Genomic DNA, 12,948 nt, shown 5'->3' on the forward strand with positions numbered 1-12,948 from the left:
GAACATGAGTCTCCTCTTCAAAGATGTATTAATCATCTTAAAATGTGATAGGGGCTGGTTTAAGAATTCAATCTATCAGGATTTAAAATAAGACAGACATAGTTCAGTATCTAGGTTTAACAAGCTTTTCAGGAAAATATTCTGTTACCTATCTCAGGAATTTCAATGCCTACAATAATTGATACTTAACTGAAAATTAGGAAACTTCTCATTGAAATATCCTCAGAGATTGAGTGTAAGTAAAAAATCTAGCTATTTTAGTTGCCGTTCTAATTATCTGTTTGAATTCATTTTGTTTGACTTAATATGCTATCTATGTTTTGAACCTTTCTGACTTCATCTATACAACTTTCAATTCGGTATATTTCAGGAATTGAAGAGCAGAAATTGCTTGTTTTTTTGATGTCAATCTTTGAAGTAATTTATCATGTTAAACCGAAGATATCTAAAAAGAAGACTGTTGTCCAAGGGGGTGACAACCCTCATTTGTAATAGATTTTGTTTCTTGAAAATGGCATTGCAGCTAATTAAAATTAACTCTTGAATGCAAATAGAATCTAATCCGTCAAAATACGTAGACTTGCTGCTGAAATGCTGATTTCAGTAACAAATCTCCCTAGAAATCAGGAGATTAACTAAATTTTTTCCTAGAAGTTCCATCATGACTCCGTAAATATTCTGAGTCATGAATTAGAAACAGAAATCAATTGTAAAGTTGCAGTGAACCTACATGAAGCTGGCGTAAAGTTGCACTGTGGTTCTCAGCTAAACTTCTGGAGAAAGTGGCTACTAGATCCTACAAATCATGAAGAACTATGAAAAAAATCAGAGCTTAAATGCGTTTGATTAAGATCTGATGATTAGCGTTTCGAAGAAGATGGGTAAATTTCACAAACATTACCTCAAAATAGTAACACTACGATACAAAAAATATTGATTTTTGGGTAAAGTCGGTGAATGTACGAGGAAAAATGAGCGCTTACAATCAGGATTTTGTCTATTTGTGCGTTCAATAAGCGTAGAAAATAGCGCCATGTAATCGATTGACTAAACGCATTCTATTGGACATTGGTAGGTGAAAGTTTATTCTTGCAGAGTGTATTACGAACTTGGGGAGACTCTACCCAGATTAGAAAAACCCTCGATAGAATAGAGTTTGCGAGATCAGTTTTTAAAGACCAATTATTCTGGTCAGGCGTGTCAATCGAAACTATTTACGGACAGCTTCAGGGGCTAAAGCCCAACCAACTCAAGCAGTTGCAGCGGCTCTATCATCAGCGTTTACCTGGCGATTGCCTGACAACGCCTGAGTTCGCGCAGCGTCTTGCCGCCGTCAGCACTGAAATTGCTCAACCTCTCTGCACCTACATCAATCGTCGGGGGCAGGTGATTCGAGTCGGGGTCGGGACGGTGCGACAGACGCAAATTCCGCCTTCAGAGTTGCCTCGCTATGGAGCCGAGCGGTTGAGTGGCATTCGGTGTGTTGCCACGCAGCTCAAGATGGAGGCTCCAAGCGAATCTACCTTGACAGCAATGGCACTCCAGCGACTAGATGCGTTAGTGATGCTAACTCTCTCTGGCGGAGGGTTTGAGCGGCGAGGTGGGGGTGCAACTGGATATGTTAAAGAGGCGTATTTGGCGCATCTTGTGCCTCATCCAGAGGCGCATTGGACGGTTTCTCCCTCTCTGAGCTTGGATGTGCTGACGCAGCAAGATTTTCTAGCCTTAACAGAGGGCTTGGAAGAGGAGTTTCGTCGAGAATTTGTAGCGCAGCAGGTGGATGTTGACCGCGATCGCGTCCTCCTAGTCGGGCTAATGACCGATCGCGTCAGCAGCCAACGCTTTCAGGATGGGCTGACCGAGGTAACGCGACTGGTGGAAACTGCTGGGGGCGAGGTTCTGCAAGTTCTGCGGCAAAAGCGCTCTCAACCTCATCCGCAAACCGTGGTGGGCGAAGGCAAGGTGCAGGAAATCGCCCTATCCGCTCAGACGGTGGGCGCAAATTTGGTTGTGTTCGATCGCGATCTCTCTCCGTCTCAAGTCCGCAATTTGGAGCTACAAATCGGCATTCGGGTAGTCGATCGCACTGAGGTGATCTTGGACATCTTTGCGCAGCGGGCGCAGTCGGGAGCCGGAAAACTTCAGGTAGAGCTAGCGCAGTTAGAATATGCTCTGCCGCGTTTGTCGGGTCGAGGGCGATCGATGTCACGTCAGGGGGGCGGTATTGGGACAAGGGGCCCAGGTGAAACGAAGCTAGAAACTGAGCGTCGTGCCATTCAGCGCCGTATTACCCGCCTTCAGCAGGAGGTTAATCAGCTTCAGGCACACCGATCGCGGATGCGCCAGCAGCGGCAGCATGAGGAGGTGCCCTCGATCGCTATTGTGGGCTATACCAACGCCGGGAAATCGACGCTGCTGAATGCCTTAACCAATGCCGAGGTCTATATTGCCGATCAGCTCTTTGCCACCCTTGATCCGACAACGCGGCGGCTTAATGTGAATCATCCGAAGACTCAGGAGAAACTCACCATTATTCTGACTGATACGGTAGGATTCATTCACGATTTACCGCCTTCGCTGGTGGATGCCTTTCGCGCCACGCTAGAGGAGGTAACCGAAGCAGATGCCCTGCTGCATGTGGTGGACTTGTCCCATCCAGCATGGCAAAGCCAGATCCGATCGGTGATGAAAATCCTTTCAGAAATGCCCATTACTCCGGGTCCGGCGCTGCTGGCTTTTAACAAAATAGACCAGGTTGATAGCGATACGCTGGCGTTTGCTCAAGAGGAATTTCCTCAAGCGATCTTTATCTCTGCTGGAGAACGGCTGGGGCTGGAAACATTGCGCCAACGGTTGGTTGGCTTGATTGATTATGCGATCGCCCCTCGCTAACGCTCTGCTGCGTTCTCACCTGCAATTGGTCAAAGCTTCAATATCTGCCGATACGATCTTCTCTAGATGACGCGTAATTTTGCTGATCTCCCAATTCCACCAAGCTATCTCAAGCAAAGATTGGATCACCCGATCATCAAAGCGCTGACGAATACACTTGGCTGGATTACCCCCAAAAATCGTGTAGGGTGGAATATCGCTCACCACGACTGATTTTGCCGCAATAATAGCTCCATCTCCCACCTGTACTCCTGGCATGATCACGGTTTCATAACCAATCCACACATCGTTCCCAATTACCGTATCGCCTTTGTAGGGCAGTTCTTCAGGCTGGGGAGTGACTCTCTCCCAGCCGTTACCAAAAATCTGAAAGGGATAGGTCGAGAATCCTCCTAACTTATGATTTGCTCCATTCATAATGAACTTCACGCCTCTGGCTAAAGCGCAAAACTTCCCAATGATGAGCCGATCGCCGACAAAGGGAAAGTGGTACAAAACATTACGCTCAAAATCTTCCGAGTCTTCTGGATCGTCGTAATAGGTGTAATCTCCAATGATGATATTGGGATTCGATACCGTGTTTTGAATGAAACAGATTTGTGGAAATCCCTTCATCGGATGCTTATCTTTCGGATTGGCTCCGTACAAAATAGTCTCCAGTTTCTAGCAGTGCCTCATTTTTGCATCCTAACCAAAAATTTGAGCCTACTGCTTTGACTTGCAGCATTTTACGCTGGGTTAAGTGTGGGTTGTTTGTTAGAAGCCTCGTGGAGCAAGGCTTCCATAGCAACCGCCAAGGTGGTTAGGACAGGGATATTTTTGGTGGAGGCGCTTCGCGCCTCCACCAAAAATATCCTAAGCAAACTGGCGACAGCCATACTCATTTAGCGCGCCGCGCTGCTCCTAGGGCGTTTTGAGTGGCGCTTTCAGTGTTTGGGGCACTTTTACCGCCAGCGTTAAGGCTCTAGCCGCCATAAAACTAGACAGCGCCAGCCACAGCAGATGGCTACTGCGCAAATACCAGGCGACGATCGCCATCGGCATAAACCCTACCAAAGCTGCGATTAGAGCAGACTGCCGCAAAATTCGCCCTTGGGTCAGCCCCAGAAAATAGCCGTCGAGCATGTAGGCGATCGATCCAAACCCCAAAACAGGGAGTAGCCAGGGCACATATGCTGGGAAGCGATCGAGAATATCGCTGTGGTTGGTGAGCAGGCTAAACAGCGGCGTAGGGAAGAGAAGGAAGGCGATCGCAAATAGTAATCCTGAGGTCAAACAGGCAATTCCAGAGACTCGCAACAATTGCATCAACCTGTCGGTAGCGCCTTGACCCCGAAACACCCCCGCGAAGCTTTCGGTGGCAAACGCCAAACCGTCAATGAAATACGCAGCCAAAGTCACGACCTGCAATAGCACGGCATTGGTCGCCAAAATAACTGTTCCCAAATCAGAGCTGAGGTTCGTAAACAGGGCAAAGGTAGAAATCAGCGTGAAAGTGCGAACCAAGATTTCTCCGTTGAGTAAAAAATCTGCTTTCAGGGCTGAGATATCCCAGATCTGAAGGGCAAGCGATCGCAGTTGTCCCCAACCTACCGATCGCCAGACAAGAAGCATCCCCACCAGCAGCATCAGGTACTGACTGGCAGCCGTTGCCCAACCTGCCCCGGCACTCTCCCAGCCCAACCGCAGAATCAGCAGATAATCCAGCATCACATTCGCACCACTGCCAATGACAGACAGCAGTAGCACCCCGCCGCTCTGCCCTCGCCCCAAAAACCAGCCGATCAGCACATAGTTGATTAGCGTGGCGGGTGCAGCCCAGATCAGCGCATCAAAATAGGCTTTGCCGGAGTCTGCAACTTCGGGTGCCGCCCGCAGCAAGGTGAAACCCAGCGAGCGTAACGGCAGTTGTAACAGCACAATTAGGATGCCGATCGCCAATGCCAGCAGTCCGTTCCTTAGCCCAATTAGCAGAACAGTATCGCGATCGCCTCGCCCTACCGCCTGAGCCGTCATGCCCGTGGTCGCCATGCGGAGAAACCCGAACGTCCAGTAAATGTAGTTAAATAGGACAGTTGCCAGCGCCACGCCTGCAAAGTGCCGGATCTCGGTGAGATGTCCTAGGAAGGCAGTATCCACCAAACCCGCTAGAGGCACCGTCAGATTTGAGAGGATATTGACGATCGCCAGATGGGAGAAATGACGATAAAAATTAGACCGTTGGGAAGAGAGCAAAGCAGTACCTTCAGCAAAATTTCTTTTATGGCTGTTGCCATTTTTCTTAGGACATTTAGGGTGGGGCGCTTCGCGCCCCACCCTAAATGTCCCCGTCTTAACCGCCTTGGCGGTTGCCATACCGGATAGAGTAAAGCCAAAGGCAGCAAAGGGGAAATTATGTATGTATTGATTGGAGGTGCAGGTTTAATTGGCTTGAATCTGGCACAGAATCTGGTGAATCTAGGACATGTGATTGCCCTGATTGACATCGATGCGATCGCTTGCCGCTATGCCCGTGAGCAGCTAGGCGTGATGGCGTTTGAAGGCAGCGCTGTTAGCACGAATGTACTGATCGAAGCGGGAGTGCGCAAAGCCGATGCGGTTGTCGCAGTTCTCCATGACGATGCCCTGAACCTGGCAATGGTGGCATTGGCAAAGCACTACGGCGTACCTCGAATTCTGGTGCGGATGAGCCACCGCGACTTTGAGCAGCCCTATCGCATTGCCGGGGCAACTTCGATTATTTGCACGACCGATCTGGTGGTTTCCACCCTGACCAATGCGATCGAATATCCGCAGGTTGAGTCCATGATGCACTTTGAACAAGATCAGATTGAAGTGCTGAAGCTGCCGATTCCAGCAACCTCTCAGATCGTGGGTCGCAGCCTTGCCGCAATTGCCCAAGATGAGTGCTTCCCCCAGGGATCGCTGATCATTGGCTATCAGGCTCATCCCCATGAGGATTTGATTATTCCTAACGGCAATACGGTGATTGAGGCAGAATCTACCGTGTTGATGGCGGCAAAGCCAGGAATGCTGCATGAAATGATTGACTTCATTCAGGAGTGCTCCCAGACTCATCAGTCTCATTAAAGCCAGCCTCAATAAAGCCAGCCTCAATAAAAATCGGGGGAGCCTTGACTCCCCCGATTTTCAACGGCTTTATCTAGTAGGTTTCAACGTGCCAGCGTTCTTTGATCGATCGCTGATACTCCTTCCAGACCACGCCTTCCTTAGCAGCAGCGGTAGCCATTGCTGCATCAATCCCGTCTTCCATCCCCTTCAGACCGCAAATATAGGTGTGCGTCTTCTCCTCTTTAACCAAAGCCCAAATCTCATCAGCGTGTTCGGCAACACGATCCTGGATGTACATTCTGCCGCCTTCAGGGTTTTTCTGTTCGCGGCTGATGGCATAGGTTAACCGGAAGTGATCCGGATACTTGGACTGGATCTCCTCTAGCTCTCCCTTGTAGAGAATGTTGGGCGTTGTCGGAATTCCAAAGATCAGCCAGGAGAACCCTTTGAATTGATACTCAGGGTTTGCTGCTTTCTCGGCATCCTTAAACTGCCGCCACAGGTAGGTGCGGAAAGGCGCAATCCCAGTTCCTGTCGCCATCATGATGATATTAGCTTCTGGGTCGTCGGGCAACAGCATTTCCTTCCCCACTGGACCCGTGATCTTGACCTCATCTCCAGGCTGTATCTTGTTCAGGTAAGTGGAGCAGGTGCCGTAAACCATTTCTCCAGTTTCGGGGTGCTTGTACTCAAGCTGACGAACGCACAGAGAAATAGTCTTGTCATCGACATCATCGCCGTGACGGGTGGAGGCGATCGAATACAGTCTCAACTTATTAGGCTTGCCCTTATCATCTGTTCCAGCCGGAATGATGCCAATGCTTTGCCCTTCCAGGTATCTCAGATCGCCACTTGAAATATCAAATTTGATATGGCGCACGGTACCAATTCCGCCTTCAGCCACTAGCTCATCGTTGGAAATCACTTTGCCAACGTAGGGGTTGCTCGGACGATAGATATTCACAGGAATATCTGCTTTAGCTGACTTTTCCTTAGCTTGAGTCATAGGTTTAGCTGCTTCTGCTGGCTGGGTTTGCTGGGTTTCTGCGTGAGTCGTTGTGTCAGAGGAAACCTTGCCGTTTGTTGCGCTCTCATAGGGGCGAATACTGACAATCCTGGCACCCATACGGGTAAGACGCTGCATCTCCTGATTCATCCGAGAGTAGGGCACTGTCATAAATACACTGCCACTCTTACGGATGGGATAGCCCATCTTGTCAGTCTCATCATTTTTGCGTAGCCCCTCTACTTCGTAAACGAAAAGACGGTTGCCAAATGCTGTGTTACCACCCGTTGCGCTTGGATTGTACATTGTGATTCAATATTCTCCTAACCCGTATTAAGTCTGCGCGCTAGCCACGCACCATTTCTACAATATCTGGGTCTAAACCTACTGGACTAAACCCGTCGAAAAGCGATCGATTTGAGTCCGAAAGTTAGACCTGGTATGTATAGTAGCGTAGCACTAGCGAGGCATTTCTTAGACACACATTCCTCAGACGCAATTGGGGTAAAGATGTACGAGAACCGAAATGGTTTGACTCTGCCCCATGCTCTACCATACTGGTCAGCTTATACGCGAGACTGTAATTCTGGAGCCATTTTTATATTGGTTTCAGACTTTGCCCAAGAAGTGTGCTTTAGAGAACCCAATACCCTCTAGCATAGTGGTAGGTGGCAAATGAGCGGGGATCACGGCTAGAGAGGGATTAACCTTGTAGTGATGATCCCGTTTTGGTAGAATTCAAAGCATCAGGTATTACTTAATACTTATTGGGATCAGCTAATTCGCATCTAAATCGTGGCTTGACTAAAGTTCGTGATCTAGTTCAACCTAGCTGTTTCGGGTTTAAGATGCCCCATTGCTTAAGGTGCAGATTTTAAGTTTGCTTGAAAATTTTTAGACTCCTTTTGTCCTATCTTTATTTTGTATTTAGAGGAAGCTCATGACCATTAAGCCAGATCGTGTGGTATTGATCGGTGTTGCCGGAGATTCGGGATGCGGCAAGTCGACTTTTCTTCGTCGCTTGGCAGATTTGTTTGGCGAGGAATTAATGACTGTGATCTGCCTGGATGACTACCACAGTCTGGATCGGAAAGGGCGCAAAGAGGCAGGCGTGACGGCTCTCAATCCCAAGGCGAATAACTTTGACCTTATGTACGAGCAGGTGAAAGCGCTCAAAGAGGGTCAGGAGATCATGAAGCCGATCTACAACCATGAAACTGGCATGATTGACCCTCCGGAGCGGATTGTGCCTACGCCGATCGTGGTGATTGAAGGGTTGCACCCTATGTATGATGAGCGCGTGCGATCGCTAATCGATTTTGGGGTTTACCTCGACATTGACGACGAAGTGAAAATTGCCTGGAAAATCCAGCGCGATATGGCAGAGCGCGGTCACACCTACGAAGACGTATTGGCGGCAATTAACGCTCGTCGTCCCGACTTCAGCGCCTATATTGATCCCCAGAAGCAGTATGCCGACATGGTGATTCAGGTGCTGCCGACGCTGCTGATCCCCAACGACACCAAGCGGGAAGTGCTGCGGGTTCGCATGATTCAGAAGGATGGCGTAGAAGGCATGGAGCCAGTCTACCTGTTTGATGAAGGCTCAACGATCGACTGGATTCCCTGCGGTCGCAAGCTCACCTGCTCCTATCCCGGCATCAGGATGCATTACGGCCCCGATGAATACTTTGGTCATAGCGTCTCGATTCTAGAGGTTGATGGTCAGTTCGATCGCCTAGAGGAGATGATCTACCTTGAAAGCCACCTTAGCAACACCTCAACCCAGTTCTACGGCGAAATGACGGAGCTACTGCTTCAGCACAGAGAGTACCCAGGTTCCACCAACGGTACGGGACTGTTTCAAGTGCTAGTAGGGCTGAAGATGCGGGCAACCTATGAGCGCCTCATGGGCACCGGAGCAAAGATGGTGGCTAAGGCTGTAAATAACTAGCCAGCGATTTTTGAGTTAGTAATTTTTAGAGTGTAGAGAAGTTCCCAGATGAGCGATCGCCTGGGAATTTTTTTGCCTCCTGCCGCTACACTGAATAAACCTCTTGCAGATTAGGATTTTTAGATTAGATTGGGCGGGGGCTGCGCCCCCACCCAATCTAATTTGCAGGAAATTTAATTGGCTCTGTCTGCGGCGATCGCCTCATTACTCTATATCTCTTGCTAAAGAGTCTCTCGCTAAAGAGTCTCTTGCTAAAGATCTGGATGCTGATATTCCGGGTCATGTAGAAATTGGAAATGCGGCTGCGCTCAGTCGGAATTGACTCAGAAGCGTGAAGAAACCTAGGGAACATGAACAGCAACTTGTTTGAAGACTTATGGTTAGAAAATCAGGACTTGGCGATCGCCTGTCTTCAGCATCCTTTCGTTCAGGGCATTGGGGATGGCTCTCTACCCAAATCAAAGTTTGCCTATTACGTAGGGCAAGACGCTTTTTTCCTAGAGGCATTTGCCCGTGCTTACAGCATTGCTGCCGCCAAAGTTGCAGATTGGCAGGATTTTAATGTTTTCCATGATTTAGCAGATGGAGTTTTGCAGGAGTTAAAGCTGCATCAAGGCTATGCCAATGAGTGGGAGGTAGATTTGCGGCAAATTGAGCCGGGAGCTGCAACCCGACGCTACACAGATTTTTTAGCCAGCACTGCCTGGAGTCAAGAGGTAGGAGTGACAGCGATCGCCATGCTACCCTGCATGAAGCTCTATGCCTTTTTGGGGCAAAAGCTGGCTCATGACAATATTCTAGCCAAGCAGCCAGACCATGCCTACTCTGGCTGGATTCAGACTTACAGCAGCGCCGAATTTATGCCTCTAGTCGCTCAGCTGAGTGAGCTAGGCGATCGCTATGATATCCCGACTTCACTGGCGCGATCGACCTACCGCTATGCCATGGAGTGCGAACTCGATTTTTTCCAGAGCGCCTGGGAAAGTTAGCCTCTGAAAAGTTAGCCCCTGTACAAAGTAGGGTCAGCGGAGGCTATGCCCCTGCTAACCCTACTTTTAAACTCTGAACCTCAAAGAAAAACAGATCTTCTAGATCGACCAGAGTTCTTGACCGTTAAGACCATCTGTTGCCGCAAAGAACAGGCTAGATCCCACTATAGTCAGCTGAGTAGGGTCTGCACCCTGAGCCGAAACGGCATTAATCTCGTTCGAGACTGTGCCATTCAACTGCCCGTTACTCTCCCAAATCTCTGTTCCTGCGCTGCCGTCGTTGGCGGTAAAGTAAAGTTTGCCGCCAAACACAGTCATTTCTGCCCTATCACCGATGCTGCTATTACCTGTACCACCCTGGATGTCTTGGACAATACTCGTGCCACTAGGAGTGCCGTCTGTCTTCCAGAGTTCTCTACCAGAACCGATAAGAGTCGTGTTACCTTGACCATCATCAACGTTACGATTGTCGTTGGCGAAGAAGTAGACCGTGTTGCCAATGTGAACCAGATTAGTGGGATTAGAGCTGTCAGAAAACCCGGTCGCAATGTCGCTAACAAGTCCTGCATCTAAGAATCCAGCCGATGGGGCTGCGCCTGGGCTGTTAAGCCTAAACAACTCTGAACCTTCGCTGGCGCTAGTTGCCGTAAAGTAGAGTGCGCCGCTGTCTGTAACGGTGTATTGCAGCTTTTGCGCATTGGTGAACGTGAGATTTTCGGTGTTTGAAGAGCGCACGATCGCGTAGCTAGGAGTGGGGCCTAAAGCATCAATCCGAATCAGCTGCTTGCTCGACAAACCTGCTACTGAGGCAGTAGCAAAAAGTTTACCTGCCACCAAAACAAAGTTGCTGGGAGTAGAACTGCTTGCTCCAGGCCTCAGCTCTGTAAGCGTTGGAGCATTCTCAACATTACTAATGGTAAACAGCTCTGCACCCGTATTACCTGTACCAGGAATTCCTGAGAAGTAGAGCGTTTGATCAATTCCCGTCAGGCTTGTAAAACTATTGATTACAGGTGCGGCGCTAGTGCTACCGTCAGGATTAGTCAGAGTGTCATCACCCCGCGCAATCATAGTGACGGAAGTGCCGTTGACTCGGTATAGTGCCGTGCTAGTGGTGCCGGGGCTACCCACGAAATAGAGGTTGTTTCCAGCCGCCGCTAGCTGATCAGGTGCGCCACCGCCACTCCCGGCAAATAGGTCAACGACCTTGGTTGCAACAGTACCGTCTGTTGTCCACAATTCCTTACCCGTAGAGCCGTCATCGGCAACAAAGTAAAGGCGTGAATCTATACCCGTGCCTACCGTCGCAAATTTCTCTAGGGAAGTAAAGGCGCGAATTTTCTTCGTTCCATCCAGAGTGCCATCAGTCCGATAGAGCGCCGTGCCCTCGTCATCGCTGGCAGAGAAATATGCCAATGAGCCGACAGCCGTGATGTTTCCAGGTCTGGAATCGTCAGCACCAAATTTGATATCTCTGGAGATGGCGGGTAGACCCGACTTATCGGTAATCTTGAGCGTCAGGTTATAGGTAGAACCTTCACTAGCGCCGCTCGGAATTACCCGGACGTAATACTGACCCTGCGTAACTCGCCCTGCAATCACTTCCGCAGGATAGCTGCCATCTGGGTTTCTACTCCGGTCAAGGGTCAAACCCTGTTCAACGGTTTCTCCCGACTTGAAGAGCTGCAAACCCAGATTGCCAATCGGCATATCGGTCAACTCTAAAGTGACGAAGCCCTGGGCGGTACTGACATTAAAACTGAACAGATCTTCGGGTGAGTTGATACCCTGATCGACGACGTAATTTGAGAGGGTTTGAGGGGTAGAAGTTAGGGTGAGGGACGCGGCAGATCCTAAGCCAGCGCCATTGCTATAGCTGCCGCTGTAGCTGTCCGAGAGCGGGGTAACGCCCAAAGAGTAGTTCGTGTTGTTGCCCGCAGCCGCTTGAAAAACGCGGAAATAGTAGGTGCTGCCCGCCGCAAGAGGGACGATCGCCTTGTCGTTTCCGGCATTCAGGCTGCGTTTTAGCGCAGTGGTCTGATCAGACGAAATCACCTCAAAGTTTGTATCTCCGCTGGCTCCCGTCAGATCAAACAGGTAATCTCCCGACGCAGTGGGAGTGATTTTATAGTAGTCCTGCGTGTCAGTGTCGCTGACGCTGCCTGTAATTGCGCTATTGGGAATAGCGGTATCAGGAGCAGTGCTGATCAAGTTGCGTGGGTCAGGGATGGGATCTGGGTTGGTAGGATTGGGGTTGGTAGGATTGGGATTGGTAGGATCTGGATTAGTAGGATTGGGTACAGTAGAAATTTCTGTGGCACTGCCCGTTAGCTTGTATCTGCTGTCGCCCTGTTTGCGCAGGACGCGAATGACATAGCTGCCGTTTGCTAGCTCGCTAGTGATGGCTTCATTCCTGTTGCCGCCTACTCGAGAAGCGCCCACAAGTTGCAGGTTGTTTCTGAGAACGCCCCCTCTAATTTTACGAAACTCGGTTTTGCCGATCGCTCGTAAAACCTGGCGATCGGCAAGCTTAAATTTGTAAACTTCTACGTCAAAATTAGCGCCTCTCTTGATGCCGGAAACTCCCAGAGAAAAGCTGCTTCTAGTGCTGCCTGTACTGAGGTTAAATCGATATAGATCATCCAGGTCGCTTTTGCCTAGACTGTTGTTGCGATTTATGGGAAAGCTCAGGCGCGAAGCACCATTCAGGCGATTGTCTCTGTCTGCCATGTCTTTTCTCTCTTTGTTGTCCGTCGTGGAGTTTAGTTTTTCTAGGCTTAGCCTTCCCCAAGCGGTCTTGAAAACCTTCAGGTATGCGTGACTCTCTAGAAGGGACTCTCTGGGCACCATTCTTAAGGGTGCGCTCTGAGCAGAGGTATCAGAGCATACAGCCTTTTGAGAGAACCTTGCCGTTATCCTAATCTGCTAAGCGGAAATTTTCGCTGCGAGACATTACTGATCTTTTTTGCAATATCTTTTCTGTAACATTTTGATAAAATCCATACTTAAATTTATCAAGTATTTGTATCGACTCT

At 49.3% G+C, this 12,948-nt stretch carries 8 protein-coding genes; 4 read left to right on the plus strand and 4 right to left on the minus strand.

Translation table 11 applies throughout. The annotated features are described in order from the left end of the window. Positions 1-1,197 precede the first annotated feature (1,197 nt). A complete protein-coding gene (gene hflX, locus AC5JMP_RS22045) occupies positions 1,198-2,892 on the plus strand; it encodes a GTPase HflX (protein WP_495853645.1) in 1,695 nt (564 codons plus the stop codon). 15 nt (positions 2,893-2,907) lie between these two features. Here hflX and AC5JMP_RS22050 read toward each other — a convergent pair whose 3' ends face one another. Continuing rightward, a complete protein-coding gene (locus AC5JMP_RS22050) occupies positions 2,908-3,543 on the minus strand; it encodes a Vat family streptogramin A O-acetyltransferase (protein ID WP_495853694.1) in 636 nt (211 codons plus the stop codon). Positions 3,544-3,795: 252 nt separating this feature from the next. Further along, entirely contained in the window at positions 3,796-5,247 is a 1,452-nt protein-coding gene (gene gntT, locus AC5JMP_RS22055; RefSeq protein WP_495853646.1) for a guanitoxin biosynthesis MATE family efflux transporter GntT, read from the minus strand. Between the two features lie 39 nt (positions 5,248-5,286). Here gntT and AC5JMP_RS22060 point away from each other — a divergent pair, with 39 nt between their 5' ends. After that, positions 5,287-5,982, plus strand: coding sequence for a potassium channel family protein (locus AC5JMP_RS22060; RefSeq protein ID WP_495853647.1), 696 nt, complete (start codon positions 5,287-5,289; stop codon positions 5,980-5,982). Between the two features lie 73 nt (positions 5,983-6,055). Here AC5JMP_RS22060 and cpcD/petH read toward each other — a convergent pair whose 3' ends face one another. After that, positions 6,056-7,276 carry a bifunctional rod-capping linker CpcD/ferredoxin--NADP reductase PetH gene (cpcD/petH, locus tag AC5JMP_RS22065; RefSeq protein WP_495853648.1) on the minus strand — a complete coding sequence of 407 codons (1,221 nt, stop codon included), beginning with the start codon at positions 7,274-7,276 and terminating at the stop codon, positions 6,056-6,058. 634 nt (positions 7,277-7,910) lie between these two features. On the opposite strand from cpcD/petH, the gene AC5JMP_RS22070 reads away from it, so the two are divergent. Next, on the plus strand, positions 7,911-8,924 hold the full coding sequence (locus AC5JMP_RS22070) for a phosphoribulokinase (protein ID WP_495853649.1): 1,014 nt from the start codon (positions 7,911-7,913) through the stop codon (positions 8,922-8,924). Positions 8,925-9,274: 350 nt separating this feature from the next. Beyond that, the gene (locus tag AC5JMP_RS22075; RefSeq protein ID WP_495853650.1) at positions 9,275-9,913 is read left to right on the plus strand and encodes a TenA family protein; all 639 of its coding nucleotides are present in this window, start codon (positions 9,275-9,277) and stop codon (positions 9,911-9,913) included. A 99-nt stretch (positions 9,914-10,012) separates the two neighbouring features. Here the strand turns inward: AC5JMP_RS22075 and AC5JMP_RS22080 are convergent, their stop codons facing one another. Continuing rightward, positions 10,013-12,643, minus strand: coding sequence for a hypothetical protein (locus AC5JMP_RS22080; RefSeq protein ID WP_495853651.1), 2,631 nt, complete (start codon positions 12,641-12,643; stop codon positions 10,013-10,015). Positions 12,644-12,948: the final 305 nt, after the last annotated feature.

This window comes from Drouetiella sp. (assembly GCF_059504425.1).

Bases quoted from the DNA above. Each gene is read 5' to 3' on its own strand.
- cpcD/petH (WP_495853648.1), bottom strand. From the start codon at position 7,276: ATGTACAATCCAAGCGCAACGGGTGGTAACACAGCATTTGGCAACCGT.
- AC5JMP_RS22075 (WP_495853650.1), top strand. From the start codon at position 9,275: ATGAACAGCAACTTGTTTGAAGACTTATGGTTAGAAAATCAGGACTTG.
- AC5JMP_RS22060 (WP_495853647.1), top strand. From the start codon at position 5,287: ATGTATGTATTGATTGGAGGTGCAGGTTTAATTGGCTTGAATCTGGCA.
- AC5JMP_RS22080 (WP_495853651.1), bottom strand. From the start codon at position 12,643: ATGGCAGACAGAGACAATCGCCTGAATGGTGCTTCGCGCCTGAGCTTT.
- AC5JMP_RS22070 (WP_495853649.1), top strand. From the start codon at position 7,911: ATGACCATTAAGCCAGATCGTGTGGTATTGATCGGTGTTGCCGGAGAT.
- gntT (WP_495853646.1), bottom strand. From the start codon at position 5,247: ATGGCAACCGCCAAGGCGGTTAAGACGGGGACATTTAGGGTGGGGCGC.